We start from the raw sequence: 17,974 nt of genomic DNA on the forward strand, positions 1-17,974 counted from the left end.
CTGTTGAAGCCGGGACTTTTCTGCGTCTCTTACTCGTCCCCGTCGAGCCGGGCGCCGTTGCCCGGACCAATGAACGGGGACTCCGATGGGCGCAGCATCGACCGGCAATGAGCCGCAGGCACGCGGCGCGCGCATGCTCCGGACCGCGCTTGGCGGCGCCATCGCCGAATGGCTCGCCGACCCCTCGGTCATTGAGATCATGCTTAACCCCGATGGCCGTCTTTGGGTGGACCGGTTGGGCATCGGCATCGCCGACAGCGGCATCCTTCTTGCCGCCGCCGATGGCGAACGCATCATTCGCCTCGTCGCGCATCATGTTGGCGCCGCGGTCCACGCTGGCTCCCCGCGCGTCTCTGCCGAACTCCCGGAGACCGGCGAGCGCTTCGAAGGGCTGTTGCCGCCGGTGGTGGCAGCGCCGACCTTCGCCATCCGGAAGCCCGCCGTCGCGGTGTTCACCCTTCACGATTATGCCACCGCCGGTATCATGTCGGACCTCTCGGCCGAGATCCTCCGCTGCGCAGTGTCCGAGCGGAAGAACATCCTGGTGGCCGGCGGCACTGGTACCGGAAAAACTACGCTTACCAACGCATTGCTCGCGGAAGTTGCGAAGACATCGGATCGTATCGTTCTGATCGAAGATACGCGCGAGCTTCAATGCGCCGCACCCAATCTCGTCGCGATGCGAACGAAGGACGGCGTGGCGACGCTCGCGGACCTCGTCCGCTCTTCGCTCCGGCTGCGGCCTGATCGCATCCCGATCGGCGAAGTCCGGGGAGCGGAGGCGCTCGACCTTCTGAAAGCTTGGGGAACCGGCCATCCAGGCGGCATCGGGACGATCCATGCCGGCAGCGCGATCGGTGCGCTCCGCCGGATGGAGCAGCTCATCCAGGAAGCCGTGATCACCGTTCCGCGCGCGCTGCTCGCCGAGACGATCAATCTCGTCGCTGTGCTGGTCCGCGACGGCGCCGGGCGGCGCCTTGCCGAACTCGCTCACGTCGACGGGCTCGACGCCGCGACCGGCGACTACCGCCTCAATTCGCTCATCCCCCCTGAAGGAGTGCCAGCATGAACAAGAAGGATACCAAGCGCCGTTTGCTCGGCGGGACGACGCTCGACCGCTTCGGCGCGGCTGCCATCACCGCTGCCGGCCTCATCTACACGGCGCCCGCGCGGGCCGGTGGATCGTCGATGCCTTGGGAAGCGCCGTTGCAATCGATTCTCGAGAGCATCGAGGGGCCGGTCGCCAAGATCGTCGCGGTGATAATCATCATCGTGACCGGGCTCAGCCTCGCTTTCGGCGACACCTCGGGCGGCTTCCGTCGGCTGGTCCAGATCGTGTTCGGCCTGTCGATTGCCTTCGCCGCGTCGAGCTTCTTCCTCTCCTTCTTCTCCTTCGGCGGCGGAGCGCTGGTCTGATGGACCGGGAAGGGGAAGTGCCTGGCTTCTTCGCACCTGTTCACCGGGCGCTCGCCGAGCCGATCCTGCTCGGCGGCGCGCCGCGGTCGCTCGCGATCGTGAACGGCACACTCGCGGGCGCGATCGGCCTCGGCCTCCGGCTCTGGATCGCGGGCCTCGCCCTCTGGGCGATCGGCCACGCGCTCTCGGTCTGGGCGGCGCGCCGCGATCCGCTCTTCGTCGACGTCGCCCGGCGTCACCTCAAATATCCTGTCTGGATGCGGCCATGATGAACCTCGCCGAATATCGTTCGAAATCCGCCTGCCTTGCCGATTTTCTCCCGTGGGTCGCGCTGGTGGGCGAGGGCGTGGTGCTGAACAAGGATGGATCGCTGCAGCGCACGGCGCGCTTCCGCGGTCCCGATCTCGACAGCGCCACGCCCGCCGAACTCGTCGCCGTGACCTCGCGGCTCAACAATGCGCTGCGGCGCCTCGGCTCGGGCTGGGCGGTATTCGTCGAGGCGCAGCGCCTGCCGGCGAGCGACTATCCGCAATCGGACTTTCCCGATCTGGCCTCGGCGCTGGTCGATATGGAGCGCCGCGAGCAGTTCCGGGAGGAGGGCGCGCATTTCGAGAGCCGCTACTTTCTCACGCTTTTGTGGATGCCGCCGGCCGAGGATGCCTCGCGTGCGGAAGGGTGGCTCTATGAGGGCATGGCGCGCTCGGGCGTTGATCCGCGCGAGCATGTCGCGAGCTTCACAGACCGGACGAACCGGGTGCTTCATCTCGTCGAAGGTTTCATGCCCGAGGCCAAATGGCTCGATGATGGCGAGACGCTGACCTATCTTCACTCGACCGTCTCGACGAAGCGGCAGCGCGTCCGCGTTCCCGAAACGCCGGTCTATCTCGACGCGCTTCTGACCGATCAGCCGCTCGTCGGCGGGCTCGAGCCGCGGCTTGGGTCGGCGCATCTGCGGACGCTGACGATCACCGGCTTCCCGTCGTCGACTTGGCCGGGGCTGCTCGACGAGCTCAACCGGCTCGCCTTCGCCTATCGCTGGTCGACCCGCGCCATCATGCTCGACAAGACCGACGCGACCAAGCTGCTTACGAAGATCCGGCGGCAGTGGTTCGCGAAGCGCAAGTCGATCGCGGCGATCCTGAAGGAGGTGATGACCAACGAGCAGTCGGTCCTGATGGACAGCGATGCCTCGAACAAGGCGGCGGATGCCGATGTCGCGCTGCAGGAACTCGGGGCCGACCATGCCGGCATCGCCTATGTGACGGCCACCGTGACCGTGTGGGACGCCGATCCGGCGCTTGCGGCGGAGAAACTGCGTCTCGTCGAGAAGGTCATCCAGGGCCGCGACTTCACCTGCACGATCGAGGGCATGAACGCGATCGAGGCCTGGCTCGGGGGCCTGCCCGGCCATGTCTATGCCAATGTCCGCCAGCCTCCGATTTCGACGCTCAATCTCGCCCACCTGATCCCCCTCTCAACAGTGTGGGCGGGGGCGGAACGGGACGAGCATTTCGGTGATGCCCCCTTGCTGTACGGCAAGACCGAAGGCTCGACCCCGTTCCGCCTTTCCCTCCATGTCGGCGACGTCGGGCATTGCCTCGTCGTCGGGCCGACCGGTGCCGGCAAGTCGGTGCTGCTCGCCACGATGGCGATGCAGTTCCGCCGCTATCCGGGAGCGCAAATCTTTGCCTTCGATTTCGGCGGCTCGATCCGCGCCGCCGTACTCGCGATGGGCGGCGACTGGCAGGATCTCGGCGGGGCGCTGCACGACGGCGAAGGCGGGGTGGCGCTGCAGCCGCTCGCGCGGATCGACGAGGCGGCCGAGCGGAGCTGGGCGGCGGAATGGCTCGCCGCGATGCTCGCGGGCGAGGGCGTCGAGATCGATCCGGCCGCGAAGGAGCATCTCTGGTCGGCGCTGACCTCGCTAGCAACCGCACCGATGTCGGAGCGCACGCTGACCGGGCTCGCGGTCCTGCTCCAGTCGATCGAGCTCAAGCAGGCGCTGGCGCCCTATCTGGTCGGCGGTCCCTGGGGGCGGCTGCTCGACGCCGACGAGGAGAAGCTCGGCGAGGCGCGCGTGCAGGTCTTCGAAACCGAAGGTCTCGTCGGCGCGGCTTCAGCGGGCGCGGTGCTCTCCTATCTCTTCCACCGCATCGCCGGGCGCCTCGACGGTTCGCCGACGCTCATCATCATCGACGAGGGCTGGCTGGTTCTCGACAGCCCGGCATTCGCGGCGCAGCTTCGCGAATGGCTCAAAACGCTCCGTAAGAAGAACGCCAGCGTTGTCTTCGCCACACAGAGCCTCGCCGACATCGAGACGTCGAGCATCGCGCCGGCGATCATCGAGAGCTGTCCTACCCGCATCTTCTTACCGAACGAGCGTGCGCTCGAGCCGCAAATCGCCCGCATCTACGAACGGTTCGGGCTCAACGACCGGCAGGTCGAGATATTGAGCCGGGCGACGCCGAAGCGAGACTATTATTGCCAGTCGCGCCGCGGCAATCGCCTCTTCGACCTGGGTCTTGGCGACATCGCGCTCGCCTTCACGGCCGCCTCTTCCAAGACTGACCAGACGCGCATCGGCGAGCTTTTCGCCGCGCACGGCCGCGAGGGTTTCGCAGCCGCCTGGCTCTCCCACCGCAAGCTCGACTGGGCGGCCGAGCTGCTTCCCCCCACCGCCGCCCCCAACCAGGAGTCCTCCAAATGAAGAAATATGTTGCCCGCGGCCTCGCCGCCGCCTTGCTCGCGTCCGCCGCGGGTCCGATGGTCGCGGCGCCGGCAAGCGCGCAGGTCGGCGGCGTCGTCCACGATCCTCGCAACTATTCGCAGAATATCCTCACTGCCGCGCGCACGCTCGAGCAGATCAACAACCAGATCAAGCAGCTCCAGAACCAGGCGACCTCGCTGCTCAACGAGGCGCGCAACCTCCAGAGCCTGCCGACGTCGACGCTCGGCGAACTGCAGGCACAGATCGATCAGACCAAGCAGCTGCTGAGCGAGGCCGAAGGCATTGCCTATGACGTCGCCGACATCCGCAAGGGCTTCGAGCAGCGCTACAAGGGCACCGCCTTTTCGGGCCCGACGTCGGCGCTCGTCGCCAACGCCGAAGCGCGCTGGAAGGACAGCGTCGGCGCCTTCGAGGACGCGATGAAGGTGCAGGCCGGCATCGTTTCGAACATGGGCGGGACGCGGACGTCGATCTCGACTGTCGTCGGCGCCAGCCAGTCGGCCACCGGCGCGCTGCAGGCCGCGCAGGCGGGCAATCAGCTGCTGGCGATCCAGTCGCAGCAGATCACCGACCTTGCCGCCGTCATGACGGCGCAGGGGCGCGCCGAGATGCTCGATGCCGCGCGCGCGGCCGCTGCCGAAGCCGAAGGCCGCGAACGCTTCCGCCGCTTCCGCAAGGGCAATTGAGATGGGCCGGGCGGGCGGGCTGGTGATGGCGGCAATCGTTCTGGGTCTTGCGCTCACCCTTGCCCTCATCGCCGCGCTCAAACCGCCCGCGCCCCGTGCGTCCGCTCCCCAGATATCCGGAGCGAACGCACCCCCCGACTATGGCGACACGCTGCGCCGCTGCCGAACCGCCACCGAGACCGATCCCGAGTGCGAGGCGGCGTGGGAAGCGAGACGGCGCCTTTTCTTCCGTTCTGGAAAGCCCGAGCAATGAACGACACCGGTGTTATCGACAATTTCCTGTCGGTCTTCTCGACCTATATCGACAGCGGCTTTGGGCTGCTCGGCGGCGAGGTCGGCTTCCTCTCCTCGACGCTGATCGTGATCGACGTGACGATAGCCGCGCTCTTCTGGGCGTGGGGTACTGACGAGGATGTGCTGCAGCGGCTCGTCAAGAAGACGCTCTATATCGGTGTCTTCGCCTTCATCATCGGCAACTTCCAGGCGCTGAGCGTCATCCTGCTTGAAAGCTTCGCGGGCCTCGGATTGAAGGCGAGCGGCGGGGCGATGGCGATCGGCGACTTCATGCGCCCGGGCATGATCGCTGCGACGGGGCTCGATGCCGCCGAACCCTTGCTCGATGCAACAGCCGATCTCGTCGGCCCGGTCGGGCTTTTCACCAACTTCGTCCAGATCCTGATCCTGCTGATCGCGTGGGTAATCGTGGTGCTCGCCTTCTTCATCCTCGCGGTGCAGGTGTTCGTCACGATCCTGGAATTCAAGCTCGTGACGCTCGCGGGCTTCGTTCTGCTGCCGTTCGCCTTCTTCAACCGCACGGCCTTCATGGCCGAGCGTGTGCTCGGCCATGTCATCTCGTCGGGTATCAAGCTGCTCGTCCTCGCGGTCATCACCGGCATCGGCGTCACCCTGTTCGAGCGCTTCATGGAGGCCGGACTCGGCACCGAACCCGACATTCGGGAGGTGATGGCGATCGCACTCGGCGCGCTGACGCTGCTCGGTCTCGGCATCTTCGGTCCGAGCGTCGCCAACGGCATCGTTGCCGGCGGACCGCAACTCGGTGCAGGCGCCGCCGCCGGAACCACGCTCGCCGCCGGTGCGACGATCGCCGCCGGCGCCGCCGGGGCCACGCTTGCAACAGGTGTCGCCGCGTCGATGGCCGGGAAGGGAGCGGCGGGAGCCTCTCGGGCCGCCGGTGCGGCCTCGGCCTCCTATGCCCGCGGCGCTGCCGGCAAGTCGGGGATGCGGGCCTTCGGTTCGGGCATGGCCAATGTCGCGCGCGACGCTGCGAGCGGCGCTGGCTCGCCGCTGCGGCAGGCGGCCGCCAAGCTCCGCCAGAATTATGCCGAGGGGCAGGCCAGGAAAGCCGCGCCCGCAGCTGCCGGGGCGGAGACCTCCGGTCAGCCGGCCTGGGCGGCCGCGATGAAGCGGCGGCAGGCGATCACCTCGGGCGCCACGATCGGCGCGCAGACCCTGAAGCAAGGTGACAGCCACGGCGCCGGTTCAGCCCCCGACATCAGCCAGAAGGATTGAGATCATGTTTCGACGACCCCAACAACATTATGGCAAGTCGCCCGAGCCGGTGACGCCCTACCAGCGTGCCGCCCAGATCTGGGACGACCGCATCGGCTCCGCGCGGATCCAGGCGAAGAACTGGCGGCTCGCCTTCTTCGGCTGCCTCGCGCTTTCGGGCGGGCTCGCCTCGGCGCTCGTCTGGCAGTCGCTCCGCGGCACGATCACCCCTTGGGTGGTCGAGGTCGACAAGCTCGGCGAGGCCAGGACGGTCGCGCCGGCGGATGCCGACTATGCGCCGACCGATCCGCAGGTCGCCTTCCATCTCGCTCGCTTCATCGAGCATATCCGCTCGATCCCCGCGGATCCCGTGGTGCTGCGTGCGAACTGGCTCAGCGCTTATGATTTTGCCGCTACTTCGGGGGCGCAGGCGCTCAACGACTATGCGCGGCACAACAACCCGTTCGCCGAAGTCGGTAAGCGGCAGGTCGCAGTCGACGTATCGAGCGTGATCCGCGCGTCGAAGGACAGCTTCCGCATCGCGTGGACCGAGCGCCGTTATCAGGACGGCGGCCTCATCGAGACCTCGCGCTGGTCGGCGATCGTGACGGTCACGATCGTGCCGCCGCGCACCCCCGAAGCCTTGCAGAAAAATCCCCTCGGTCTCTGGGTGACCGCGATCAATCTTTCGAAGGAGCTCAATCAATGATGAGGATTTCCCTGCTTGCGAGTGCTGCCCTGCTCGCCGTTCCGCTTCATGCCGCACCCGGCGATCCGCGCGCTCAGATCGGCCGCGCCAATGACGCGGCGCGCGTGCAGCCCGAGCGCACGACCTTCCTCAATGCGATTCAGCAATATGCCTGGGGCGAAGGCGCGCTGTTCCAGGTTTATACGGCACCGGGGCAGGTGACCGACATCGCGCTGCAGGAAGGAGAGGAGCTGGTCGGACCCGGTCCGGTCGCCGCGGGCGATACGGTTCGGTGGATCATCGGCGACACGCTGAGCGGCGAGGGCGCGACGCGGCGCGTTCATATCCTCGTGAAACCAACGCGGCCCGACATTGTTACAAATCTGATCATCAACACGAGCCGCCGAACTTACCACATTGAACTGCGCGCGACGCCTTCGACCTATATGGCCGCAGTCTCGTGGCGCTATCCGCAGGACGAACTGATCGCGCTTCGCGCGGCCAAAGCCGAGCGTGTGAGGGCCGCGCCCGTCGCCAGCGGGATCAATCTGCCGTCGCTCAACTTCGCCTACCGGATCAGCGGCGACAAGGTGCCATGGCGCCCGGTGCGCGCGTTCGACGACGGCCGACAGCTCTTTGTCGAGTTCAGCCCTTCGATCGCGACCGGCGAGATGCCGCCGCTCTTTGCGGTCGGCGAGAAGGGCGTGGCCGAGCTTCTGAACTACCGTGTCGACGGCCGCTTCATGATCGTCGACCGGTTGTTCGATTGCGGCGAGCTTCGCCTCGGCGCCGGAAAGGCGGCGAAGAAGGTCCGTATCGTTCGCGATGCGTCGGCTGCGCGGGTACGCCCGTGAGCCGGCCCGAGGACGCCGAAGGCGAGGCTCCGACCGCTGAAATGGCACCTGACGCGGCAGTGGTAGCGCCTGCGAGCCCCGACGGCTTTCGTCTTGAGGGCGAACTGCCTCGCGTCATGCGCCTGTCGCGCAAGACGCTTGCGGTGCTCGGCGGCACCGCCGGGATCGCAATCGGCGGCGCGCTTCTCTGGGCGCTGCGCCCGGTCGATCCGAAGGCGGCGCAGGAGCTCTACGAGGTTACGTCGCCGAACCGGTCCGAGGCCGTGACCGGGGCGCCCGCAGACTATGGCGCCGTGCCCAAGCTCGGGCCGCCGCTCCCCGGGGACCTCGGTCGGCCGATTGTGTCGGCGCAAAAGGCGGGCGATCCTGTTCCCGTCCCGGCGATGGGGCCGCCAACGCCTGATCCCCGGCAAATCGCGCGGGAGCAGGCGAGGCAGCGCGCGCTGCAGGAGCGCGAGGCGGCCGAGGGAAGCCGCCTGTTTCTGGGCGGCGGCAGCGCAGTGGCCGCCGCGCCCGAAATTCTCGATGCCCAGCCGACAGCCGCGGAACCGGACAGGGAGACGGGTACGCCTACGGCGGCGCGCAAGGCCTTTCTCGCCGGCGGGGCGCAGCGCGCGTTCGAAAGCTCTGAGGGGTCGTCGCGCCGAGTTCGGCGGCCGTGGTTCAGGCTGGCACGGTTATCCCCGCCGCTCTGATTACGGGAATCCGGTCCGACCTCCCCGGCCAGATTACCGCGCAGGTCACGCAGAATGTTTACGATAGCCCGACTGGGCGGCTGCTCCTCATTCCACAAGGTGCGCGGCTTGTCGGCGAGTATGACAGCGACGTCGCAGTCGGCCAGCGCCGCGTCCTGCTTGCATGGGATCGTCTCATTCTTCCGGGCGGCGGGTCGATCCGGCTCGATCGCCAGCCGGCGGGCGACGCCTCAGGTATGGCCGGTGCCGAGGACCGGGTGAACAATCACTGGGGCCGGATGCTTCGGGCAGCGTTGGTGTCATCGTTCCTTGGGATCGGAACGGAGCTTGCCGCGGACGGCGATGGTGACCTCGTCCGGGCCCTACGCTCGGGTTTGCAGGACAGCACCAACGAGGCCGGGCGTCGGATAGTCGAACGCGAACTTTCCGTTCCGCCGACGCTCACAGTGCGGCCGGGCTTCTCCTTGCGAGTGATCGTGACCCGAGATCTTATTCTTGAGGAACAGCTGGCGAGCAGCCGGCGATGAGCAAGCTGCGCCTCGGTCCGGTCGTCGAGGAGCGGCCGGTCAAGCTGACTGTCGAGCTGCCAGGATCCCTCATGCGCGACCTTGCGGACTATGCGGTCATCCACGCAAAATTGACCGGCTTGGCGACCCCGCTCGCGCCCGAAAAGCTAATCGCGCCGATGGTGGAACGGTTCATCGGAAGTGATCGGGAGTTCAGCAAACAACGCCGGAGGAAAGCATGAGCGGCGGAACGGACAGACTCGTACGCCTCCCGACGGTTATTTCGCGAACGGGACTGTCGCGATCGACGATCTACGAGAAGATCGCTGAAGGGACTTTCCCGAAGCAAATCCGTCTGAGCAAAAGCTCGGTCGGCTGGCGTGAATCCCAGCTTGATCAATGGATCGAGGACCCACCTTCTTACCGAGCCGACATCTGAAAGCAGATTGCCGCGCGCCTTCTCACCCGGATCGATAGTTGATTGGCCTGACGATAAGGCTCGGTCGTCGCCAAGCCGCACTCAAACAGCGTCTCGGGCGCGCGCGCGACAAGCGCTGCCCGGCTGTCTCCATACGGCGCATCATCCGGTCCGCGTGGTCGCCGCAACGCTCGTGCCTGCCTGAATGGTCGCCGCAACACTCCCCCAGCAGAAATCTATCGCGGGCTCTCGCTGCCCGCTCGTCGACGGGGGTTCCGGCCGGAGCAACGCTGTGGCCGCTCGGGCTCATTCTCATCGGTTGCATTGCTCAGACGAGCGAGTGTTCTCTCATTCGAAACGGGGGTTGATCGAGACGAGATTTTCCACGAAAATGGATGCGCTTCTGATATACGGTCGTTCGAATCTTTTCGCCTAATGAACGAAAGTGTGGGGGAAAGTGTGGGGGAATTAAGACCTCTTGACGACCTAACCTATTGTTAAATTAGACGCTAATTTTTGCGTTCGATACAAGCCCTGCCACCACCCTCCGGTCCGAGGGCATCTCCTAAAAGTGGATGGCCCGCGTTACGACTGAGACTTGCTCGGGTTGGGTTGCTCCCCGGTTAGCTGGCGTTCTTCAACTCGCCTAAGTTATGCAATCGCTGAAGTTGAACGCAGCCGGTGTTACAGCTCGACCAACTGGGTATGTCTGCTTTGGCAACTTGCCGAGCGTGAAGCCGACGTCTCCAACCGGCCAGTCTCGACGCGAGGGCGCGCGCTCTTGCCTGCCTGTGTCGACGCTTTGCTCCCAATCTATCTTCGGTGCTCTATTTTCGATTCTTGCGAAATGTAGATCGGCTGATTTCGGTTCTTAAACCGGATATCGTCGACCGCGACCAATGCTGATCGGGCCGGGACAGACGTCCACAATTCCTGAACAGCCTAGCGGAAGGCGGCGTACCGCAGACGCGCGCTCGATAGGCCAGATAATAGAGCTCGGCTCCTAGAGATCGAGAATGCCAGTCGAAATATCGGCCACAGCTAGCGTGGCCGTGCGGATGCGCGCACTTCGGTTGCGGGACACCAGCGCATTATTTCCTCGCCAAACTCCGGGTCGCCTATAGCGATCCGGTCTGGACCCATTACTCTCAACGCTTCGCCGGTAGCTGCGTCCGTGATCCAACCTGCGCCGCGCCGTTTCGCGCCCGCGACGGCGTTCATCTTGTTCGGATTGAACGCCTGCATGTCGATCCAGCCGATCCGCTTGCCATCATAATAGAGGATGAGCTCCTGGCTCGAACCGCAGGTCGCAGCGACAGGCAGATAGTGGCCGGGACGGATGTTGAAAGGAGCCATGGGAGGCGGCAGCCCGGGCGCGGCGGCCGGCGCGGCACTCGATACTCCAACCAGTTGCGGCCGTGCCGCGCGGATTGCGCCCTGCATCGTCGCCGGAAGCTGGGCGAAGTCGCACTTCAGATAAGGCGTGTCGCTGATGTCGACGCCGCCGGTGCCGTTCCGAAAATCGACGCTCCGCATCGTGAACTTGCCAGGCGCGGTCGCCTTCACCGCGAGACTTCCGTAAAGCCCGCTGTCTTCCTGCGTCCAGGCGAGCGTATATCCCAGATAATATTTGCTGGTTGCCGCATTCTGGCCGCCGCTCGGCGGAGGGCCGCTGCGCTGGATCGTATTTACCCGCGCAGTCGCCTTGTAGCCCGGACCACCGGGGAACACCTGCCCGAAGCTCGCACCGTCATAAAAGAAGATTGCACTCGCTCTGGCGCAACCCTCGCTCACGTCCACATACACTCCTTATTCGATGGGGAGCGCGCCCGCGGCGTGGGCGGGCGAAGCGACGATGATAGCTGCAGCGCCGGCTAGCGCGACGGTCGCTCGATCGATGGCCCGCATAAATTCTCTCCTCCTGTCCCGGAGGCAAAACTTTATGCATGTTTTCAGCGCGATCACCACAAATTTCCTGCGGACGCGATCGGGCTCATTCCATGTTTCCAAGATGCCTGCTTCATGACGTTGCAGTGGAATGCCACGAGCAGCTAGCCGCGCCCGGTTCGCGGCCTGTTGATTGCATGATCTTGAGCTGGCTGGCCAATTTGCGCAGAATCCGTCCTGTTTCTCGCCATGCCCTGCCTTGACGCCGTAAATCGCGTCGTCTCTAATCGGTGCGTCTGATGGGGAATCGGCATGGCGGTTGCGGGTAAGATTGCAAATCTGGAAGAAGCGGTTGTCGAGGTTCGCACGGGCATAGTCGAGGGAAACCAGAACTGGTCGCGATCAAACGTGAATGTTCGGACAACCGCGACCCATGATGCGGCAACGGGCCACGGCCGCAGCGATATCGACGTCTCGACCACCTCTACCGAAGAGCTCAGATTGTTCGTGCGCGACGACGCCGGGGACGAGTTCGAGATCAGGGCTCACGGCGTCGGCTTCGGTTTTCGGGAAGGGCACCGGGTATCGGCGATTTATCTCGCATCGACCCGGGATAGCCAGCGCACCGACAGGGATAATCTGGTCGGCCTCATCAATCACTCCACCGCCAAGCACACGCTTTTCAACAACAGCGTGCGCCAGCGGCTCAGCGGTCCGGTCGGGCTGCTCGGCATGGTGATCGGCATAGCCATGGTCATCGCGGGCCCGATCCTCGTTTACAAGCTTTGGAGCGCCTTCGGTCCCGGCGACGAGGACTTCGGATGGATTTTCATAAAGGGCTTGGGATCGCTTGTGATCGGTGTCATTGGCGCATTGTTTCTCCACGCGCGGCTAGGCGCGATGTTAGGACCAAAGGGGCCGACCCTCGAAGAGACCGTTTTCGCACGCCTTCGGGAGGCGAGGGACGCCTCGATCGAACGGGAGAAGGGCCGCATGGCCTCGACGTCGGGATGACGCATGGCGGAACCGGATGTCGGAAATGGAATCCGGTGTCGCCGCGTCGCTCGCTGGCAGCGCATTCTCGGCGTGTCGACCGACGCCGACCCTCTTCGCAGGTGCGGGCGTTTTGAACGAGATTACGGCAAAGGGGCGCTATGTACTCCGTTCGTTCCGCCCCAAAACGGTCCGCGCAGGATGATCCGATGGGGCGTCTGCGGGGAGGCGGGCCTCCTTCGTCAGATCGATTTGATCAGTGCCTAATCCAGCCGTGGCATGCTGGACGTCAAATTCGAGGCCGAGAGCTATTACGTGAATAAGGAGGATGAACTGACCTTCTTCATGATAGCGAAATTTCCGCCAACTCATCTTCTTTGCAAAAGCTGCCGGTCGCAATCGGCCAAGCTCCGACGTCTATTTCCGCCGCGTCGGCGCTGTAGTGCAAATTTGCCGAATGTCGTCGGATCAGAGCGGCTCGATCGCGCTCATACTGAGGCTTTGAAGAATGCAGAGACGTGAACCTGCCTCTCGAGCAGCGCGATGCTCAGCGCGCGGCTCATTCGAACTCCGGGTCGCGGGCCAAGGACCGGATCGCTGTGGCGACGCGCTCATAGCCTTCAAATCTCGATAACCCAGAGAGCGAGCGATCTCGATTTTCTCGGAACGTCCGCTCTCTCTGCTTGCCTCCCTACAGCCGGACTGTCTCCGACCGGCCAGAATCGTTCAGCGAGCGCCCGGAATTCCAGCCAATTCAACTGGCGTCACCACTGGCTCTTTCCGATCCTTGCGCTCCGAATAGCGGTCGACAAGCTGGTCGGCATGGCCTCGCGTCAGCACGGTGAACCGCACCAATTCTTCCGCGACGTCGACGATCCGGTCATAATAGCTCGAAGGCAGCATCCGGCCGACCTCGTCGAACTCCGCATATGCCTTGGCGACGCTCGACTGGTTGGGGATGGTGATCATCCGCATCCAGCGACCGAGGATGCGCAGCGTGTTGACGCTGTTGAACGACTGCGATCCCGCCGAGACCTGCATTACCGCGAGTGTGCGGCCCTGCGTGAGGCGCAGCCCCTTGTAGGCGAGGGGGAGATGGTCGATCTGTGCCTTCATGATGCCTGTGATCTGACCGTGGCGTTCGGGACTGCACCAGACCTGGCCTTCGGACCAGAGCGAATGTTGGCGAAGCTCCTCCACGGCAGGATGGTCGTCATCGGCAATCAGGTCCGGCAGGGGGAGGTCGGACGGGTCGAAGATGCGTGTCTCGCAGCCAAAGAGCTGGAGCAGTCGCGCCGTTTCCTCGACGACCAGCCGCGAATAGGAGCGCTTGCGCAAACTGCCGTAGAGCAAAAGGATGCGCGGAGCGCGATCGAGCGGTCCGAGGCCGAGCGCGGGCTGCGCGCGAAGATATTCGGGGCTGAGCGCCGGAAGATGGTCCGGGTCGGAGAGTGTCCGAAGACGGCTGTGGGTCTGTTCTGTCATGATACTCAGGCTTGTGAAGGCGTGCTCGCAGGGAACCAGCGGCGTCCGAGACGGAAAGCGACGCCGACGAGCAGGATGAGGACGGGCACTTCGACGAGCGGTCCGATGACGGCGGCGAAGGCGACCGGCGAGGCGAGGCCGAAGGCGGCGATAGCGACCGCAATTGCCAGCTCGAAGTTATTGCCCGCGGCAGTGAAGGCGATGGCCGTCGTGCGTGGATAGTCCGCCTCGATCAGCCTGCCCATCCAGAAGCTGATGAGGAACTGTACGATGAAATAGATTGTGAGCGGGATTGCGATCTGGATCACGTCGCCGGGGATGGTCAGAATCTCACCGCCCTTGAGACTGAACATCGCGACGATGGTGAAGAGTAGCGCGACGAGCGTGATCGGGCCGATCTTGGTCAGGAAGCGGGTTTCGTACCACTCGTCACCCTTGGCCTTCGCGAGGAAGCGGCGCGTGAGATATCCTGCGAGGAACGGGATGCCGAGATAAATGAGGACCGCCTCGGCGATGGTCCATAAGCTTACGTCGATGACGCTGCCTTCGAGGCCGAAGAGTGGCGGCAGCACGGTGAGGAAGAACCAGGCGTAGACGCTGAAGAAGAGGATTTGGAAGATCGAGTTGAAGGCGACGAGCGCCGCGACATATTGATTGTCGCCCTTGGCGAGTTGGTTCCACACGATCACCATCGCGATGCAGCGGGCGAGACCGATCAGGATCAGGCCGGTCATATATTCGGGGCTGTCCGAAAGGAAAATGACCGCCAGCGCGAACATCAGCACCGGCCCGATGATCCAGTTCTGGATCAGCGAGATAGCGAGGACGCGCTTGTCCTCGAACACGCGCGGCAACTCATCGTACCGTACGCGCGCGAGTGGCGGATACATCATCAGGATAAGGCCGATCGCAATCGGGATGTTCGTCGTTCCTACGGACATGGCATCGATCGCGGTAGGCAACCCCTTGAAGGTTGACCCCAAGAGGACGCCGAGCGCCATCGCGATGAATATCCAGAGCGTCAGATAGCGGTCGAGGAACGACAGGCGTTCGGGCTTTGCGACAGTCATGATGCTGTCCTCACGCTTGGACGCGGTTACCGTTGGCGTCGACGACTTGCTCGCCATTTTCCTTCGTGAAGGCACCGAGCTGCCGTGCGGGCAGGAGGTCGAGCACGGCTTCTGACGGGCGGCAGAGCCTGACCCCGAGCGGCGACACGACGAGCGGGCGGTTGATGAGGATAGGATGCTCCATCATCGCATCGATCAGGGTGTCATTGCTCAGGCTTTCATCTCCGAGGCCGAGGTCCGCGTAAGGCGTGCCCTTTTCGCGTAGCAGGTCGCGCGGGCCTATCCCGGCGCGCTGGATCATCTGTTCGAGCAACGCGCGCGACGGCGGCGTCTTAAAATACTCGACGACATGCGGTTCGATCCCGGCATTCCGGATCAGCGCGAGCGTGTTGCGCGAGGTGCCGCAGTCGGGATTATGGTAGATGATGATGTCTGTCACGGGGCCGGTTCCTTCAGCAGCAGGTGAGTTCGGCGAGCAGCGGCTCGCACAGCTCGGGGCGACCTTGGCAACAGTCCTTCGCGAGGAAGAGCATCAGATCCCGGAGCGTGTTGATATCGGCGCGCTGTATCTGTTGCCGGCCTTGCTTCTCGGATTTGACCAAGCCTGCCTTGGCCAGAACCGCGAGATGCGTCGAGAATGTGCTCTGTGTCAGGCCCGATGCATCGACGAGTTCGCCGGTCGAAAGGCCGTCCGGTTCATGTCGCACAAGCAAGCGAAAGGCTTCGAGGCGCGTCGGATGGGCGAGAGCGGCTAGAGCGGGAAGCGCGGAATCAGTATTCATACATCGGGATTACCCGATGCATTGGCGCTCGTCAATTCCTATCGGAAATATCCGATGGGTTGGAGAAAGTGCGCGCTTGTCCCGATCGCGCACTTCCATGAGGTCGGAGGCGGCTGCGTCGGTCTCGCTGCGCGCAGCTTGCCCGCGATAATGTTCGCTCGTTGCGGTTGCGGCGATGCTGCTATCCTTTCGATCGGCGATGTCGTCGGCGATAAGCCACCTTGGTTCGCGGCGCGACGAGCGCGGCGGTTCTCGGACGGATCATCGCATGTGAAGCCCGACGCACGGCCCGCCACGATCGGCCGGATGCTTGAGCCCCGCATCCGGTCGATCGTGTGGATCGGCCACCAGCCGCTCCGAAGCGTCAGACCACTTCGAGGTTCACGGCCGAAACAAAGTCGAGCAATTCATTGGTTTGGAGGATGGCCATGCGGCTAGCTGGAGCTATTTGAACTGGCAGGTAGTTGTCAGCCGGCCCGATCTGTGATCCGCTCGCCCGCACGTAGCTCAAGTGGGGAGGGTGTGATGGTCTGGTTCAGGGCTTTTCTCATCACATGTACGCTGTCGATCCTCGTTTACACGGGTGTCACGATCAGCGCGCACGGATGGAATCTGCTGCCGATATTCTTCGGCGACATGGCTGCCATGGCATGGCCGGGGCAGTTCAATTTCGATTTTTTCACCTTTCTGCTGCTCTCGGGGCTCTGGACCGCCTGGCGGAACGACTTCACCTTGGGCGGATTGGCGCTTGGCTTGGTCGCGGTATTCGGCGGGATGCTGTTTCTGTCGATCTATCTGATGATCCTCAGCTTCCAGCATGGGGGCGAGATCGACGCCATGATTCTAGGCGCGCGGCGGGCGGGCGCGCGATCGACCTCTAGAAGCTGATTGTTGCGTTGACGCTGTTGTAGATGGTGCTGCGTCCCGGCGGTGCGTTTGGCGCATCGTGAAGAAAGCGTCCCTTCGCGAGCAGCAGGCCGTTCCATTCGAGTCGCAGGCGCTTCGGGATCAGCCAATAGCGGACGCGTGCCTCGAACTGGTGCCCCGCGAACCGCCCTGAGTTTCCTGAAACGTCGCGAACGCCGGTGGCGGAGAAACTGTCATATCGGGAAGCGAGCCACAGCGGGCGGTAAGCGGCGAAGGCATCGAGGCGCTTCGAGGGTGTCGCTTCGACGCGCAGGCCGGCCGCGACAATGTTGGCGCGCCCGACCGCATTATAGAGACCGGCAGGCGCGAGATCCGCCCGCCGCATGCCGAACAGCGTGTCGAAGCGGGTGAACTTGCCGCCGCGCCCGTCGCCGCTCGCATAGTCGAACTCGATCGCCACCCGCGGCGACCAGGGGTGCTTGAAGCTATAGCCTGCTTCGAGATGCGCGAACCAAGCGGAGACGTCGAGCCTGGCGGCGGTCGGCGCGAGCGACGCCCTGACCGATCCGGTCTGATAGATGGTCTCGCTCTCGAAATCGGCGCGTCCGGCGGCGGGGTCGCGGTAGACGCGCAGACCAACCGTATCGAGCGAACGGTCGCGCGTCGCGAGCTTCGGGGAGTCGCGCTCGCCGAGATGAAAATAGGACAGCTCGACGGCACCGCGCTTCCCCGCGAGCTTCCCCGTGACGAGTCCGCCCCAGAGGACAAGGTCGAAATTCTCGCGATCGAATTTGACCCGGTTGTCGACGATATCGGGACGGTTGTCGGGAAGCCGGACCTGCGGCAGCGTATAGATGAGCGTCGCCGACAGATCGTTCGGCAGGCCGAGGTCGGCGCGGACGCCGGTATAGCCGTTGGTCGTGTTGCGATAATCGTCGGCGGCGACGAGACGGCGCGACCCGAGATTGAGGGTGAAGCGGCCCGCCTGGAGGCCGAGCTTCGTACCGGTCCCAAAGGCGTCCGGCAGATCATAGCCCACATAAGCCTGCACCAGCTCGAGCGTGTTGACTTCGCCGGTCGTGATCGGCGTCCCCGCATCGCCACCATAGACGCGGCTGTCGTAGAGCTCGGCGCCGAGCCTCAGCCTTCCCGTGCGATACTCGCCGGTAACGATCGTGCGGATGTTGAAGAGATCGTCGGACTCGTTGAAGCCGGCGCGCGGCTGCCCTTCGATCGTCTCGTAGCGCAACCGCGTATTGGCGCTCAGCGTCAAACCGTCTTCCGCATAGACAGGGGTAGCGACGAGCAGCAGAGTGGCAAAAGAAAAGCGCTTCAAACAGACCTCCTCATCCCCGCGCACGCGGGGACCAAAAGGCAACGCTTGAGCGCC

The 17,974-nt window shown here is 64.3% G+C and carries 21 protein-coding genes; 15 read left to right on the forward strand and 6 right to left on the reverse strand.

The window, feature by feature from the left end:
- The first annotated feature begins 133 nt into the window (after window positions 1-133).
- The 13 genes from trbB to BWQ93_RS02940 are packed head-to-tail and all read left to right on the forward strand — an operon-like array spanning window position 134 to window position 9,521.
- Window positions 134-1,069 (forward strand): P-type conjugative transfer ATPase TrbB, encoded by a 936-nt coding sequence (trbB, locus tag BWQ93_RS02885; RefSeq protein ID WP_077032171.1) that lies wholly within the window; start codon window positions 134-136, stop codon window positions 1,067-1,069.
- Window positions 1,066-1,416, forward strand: coding sequence for a TrbC/VirB2 family protein (locus tag BWQ93_RS02890; protein WP_156878113.1), 351 nt, complete (start codon window positions 1,066-1,068; stop codon window positions 1,414-1,416). The genes trbB and BWQ93_RS02890 overlap by 4 nt, the downstream gene beginning before the upstream one ends.
- On the forward strand, window positions 1,416-1,685 hold the full coding sequence (locus tag BWQ93_RS02895; RefSeq protein WP_077029199.1) for a VirB3 family type IV secretion system protein: 270 nt from the start codon (window positions 1,416-1,418) through the stop codon (window positions 1,683-1,685). The genes BWQ93_RS02890 and BWQ93_RS02895 overlap by 1 nt, the downstream gene beginning before the upstream one ends.
- Window positions 1,682-4,123: a conjugal transfer protein TrbE gene (gene trbE / locus BWQ93_RS02900; RefSeq protein WP_077029200.1), complete on the forward strand. Its 2,442-nt coding sequence runs from the start codon at window positions 1,682-1,684 to the stop codon at window positions 4,121-4,123. The genes BWQ93_RS02895 and trbE overlap by 4 nt, the downstream gene beginning before the upstream one ends.
- Window positions 4,120-4,830, forward strand: a complete 711-nt coding sequence (gene trbJ / locus BWQ93_RS02905; RefSeq protein WP_077029201.1) for a P-type conjugative transfer protein TrbJ — start codon at window positions 4,120-4,122, stop codon at window positions 4,828-4,830. The genes trbE and trbJ overlap by 4 nt, the downstream gene beginning before the upstream one ends.
- Window position 4,831: 1 nt before the next feature.
- Complete coding sequence (trbK-alt, locus tag BWQ93_RS02910) at window positions 4,832-5,083, forward strand: putative entry exclusion protein TrbK-alt (RefSeq protein WP_077029202.1); 252 nt, start codon at window positions 4,832-4,834, stop codon at window positions 5,081-5,083.
- Window positions 5,080-6,360: a P-type conjugative transfer protein TrbL gene (trbL, locus tag BWQ93_RS02915; protein WP_077029203.1), complete on the forward strand. Its 1,281-nt coding sequence runs from the start codon at window positions 5,080-5,082 to the stop codon at window positions 6,358-6,360. The genes trbK-alt and trbL overlap by 4 nt, the downstream gene beginning before the upstream one ends.
- A 4-nt stretch (window positions 6,361-6,364) precedes the next feature.
- Window positions 6,365-7,048, forward strand: a complete 684-nt coding sequence (gene trbF, locus BWQ93_RS02920; RefSeq protein ID WP_077029204.1) for a conjugal transfer protein TrbF — start codon at window positions 6,365-6,367, stop codon at window positions 7,046-7,048.
- Window positions 7,045-7,881: a P-type conjugative transfer protein TrbG gene (gene trbG, locus BWQ93_RS02925; protein ID WP_077029205.1), complete on the forward strand. Its 837-nt coding sequence runs from the start codon at window positions 7,045-7,047 to the stop codon at window positions 7,879-7,881. The genes trbF and trbG overlap by 4 nt, the downstream gene beginning before the upstream one ends.
- A complete protein-coding gene (locus tag BWQ93_RS21445) occupies window positions 7,878-8,576 on the forward strand; it encodes a hypothetical protein (RefSeq protein WP_335694416.1) in 699 nt (232 codons plus the stop codon). The genes trbG and BWQ93_RS21445 overlap by 4 nt, the downstream gene beginning before the upstream one ends.
- Entirely contained in the window at window positions 8,540-9,103 is a 564-nt protein-coding gene (locus BWQ93_RS21450) for a TrbI/VirB10 family protein (RefSeq protein WP_335694418.1), read from the forward strand. Before BWQ93_RS21445 ends, BWQ93_RS21450 begins: the two co-directional genes overlap by 37 nt.
- Window positions 9,100-9,324 carry a DUF2274 domain-containing protein gene (locus BWQ93_RS02935; RefSeq protein ID WP_077029206.1) on the forward strand — a complete coding sequence of 75 codons (225 nt, stop codon included), beginning with the start codon at window positions 9,100-9,102 and terminating at the stop codon, window positions 9,322-9,324. The genes BWQ93_RS21450 and BWQ93_RS02935 overlap by 4 nt, the downstream gene beginning before the upstream one ends.
- Window positions 9,321-9,521, forward strand: a complete 201-nt coding sequence (locus BWQ93_RS02940) for a helix-turn-helix transcriptional regulator (RefSeq protein WP_077029207.1) — start codon at window positions 9,321-9,323, stop codon at window positions 9,519-9,521. Before BWQ93_RS02935 ends, BWQ93_RS02940 begins: the two co-directional genes overlap by 4 nt.
- Before the next feature lie 1,020 nt (window positions 9,522-10,541).
- Here the strand turns inward: BWQ93_RS02940 and BWQ93_RS02945 are convergent.
- Window positions 10,542-11,300, reverse strand: a complete 759-nt coding sequence (locus BWQ93_RS02945) for a hypothetical protein (protein ID WP_156878114.1) — start codon at window positions 11,298-11,300, stop codon at window positions 10,542-10,544.
- Window positions 11,301-11,699: 399 nt separating this feature from the next.
- Here BWQ93_RS02945 and BWQ93_RS02950 point away from each other — a divergent pair, with 399 nt between their 5' ends.
- Entirely contained in the window at window positions 11,700-12,401 is a 702-nt protein-coding gene (locus BWQ93_RS02950; protein WP_077029209.1) for a hypothetical protein, read from the forward strand.
- A 705-nt stretch (window positions 12,402-13,106) separates the two neighbouring features.
- Here BWQ93_RS02950 and arsH read toward each other — a convergent pair.
- Genes arsH through BWQ93_RS02970 form a run of 4 tightly spaced genes read right to left on the reverse strand, consistent with a single transcriptional unit; the run spans window position 13,107 to window position 15,717 of the window.
- Window positions 13,107-13,865, reverse strand: coding sequence for an arsenical resistance protein ArsH (arsH, locus tag BWQ93_RS02955; RefSeq protein ID WP_077029210.1), 759 nt, complete (start codon window positions 13,863-13,865; stop codon window positions 13,107-13,109).
- A gap of 5 nt (window positions 13,866-13,870) precedes the next feature.
- On the reverse strand, window positions 13,871-14,935 hold the full coding sequence (arsB, locus tag BWQ93_RS02960; protein WP_077029211.1) for an ACR3 family arsenite efflux transporter: 1,065 nt from the start codon (window positions 14,933-14,935) through the stop codon (window positions 13,871-13,873).
- 10 nt (window positions 14,936-14,945) lie between these two features.
- A complete protein-coding gene (arsC, locus tag BWQ93_RS02965) occupies window positions 14,946-15,374 on the reverse strand; it encodes an arsenate reductase (glutaredoxin) (RefSeq protein WP_077029212.1) in 429 nt (142 codons plus the stop codon).
- A gap of 13 nt (window positions 15,375-15,387) precedes the next feature.
- Window positions 15,388-15,717: an ArsR/SmtB family transcription factor gene (locus BWQ93_RS02970; RefSeq protein ID WP_077029213.1), complete on the reverse strand. Its 330-nt coding sequence runs from the start codon at window positions 15,715-15,717 to the stop codon at window positions 15,388-15,390.
- Between the two features lie 525 nt (window positions 15,718-16,242).
- Between BWQ93_RS02970 and BWQ93_RS02975 the strand changes: the two genes are divergently transcribed.
- Window positions 16,243-16,605: a hypothetical protein gene (locus BWQ93_RS02975; RefSeq protein ID WP_077032173.1), complete on the forward strand. Its 363-nt coding sequence runs from the start codon at window positions 16,243-16,245 to the stop codon at window positions 16,603-16,605.
- Here BWQ93_RS02975 and BWQ93_RS02980 read toward each other — a convergent pair.
- Complete coding sequence (locus tag BWQ93_RS02980) at window positions 16,595-17,920, reverse strand: alginate export family protein (RefSeq protein WP_232314721.1); 1,326 nt, start codon at window positions 17,918-17,920, stop codon at window positions 16,595-16,597. The genes BWQ93_RS02975 and BWQ93_RS02980 overlap by 11 nt on opposite strands.
- Window positions 17,921-17,974 lie beyond the last annotated feature (54 nt).

It is taken from the genome of Sphingopyxis sp. QXT-31, assembly GCF_001984035.1.
Taxonomy (GTDB): Bacteria; Pseudomonadota; Alphaproteobacteria; order Sphingomonadales; family Sphingomonadaceae; genus Sphingopyxis.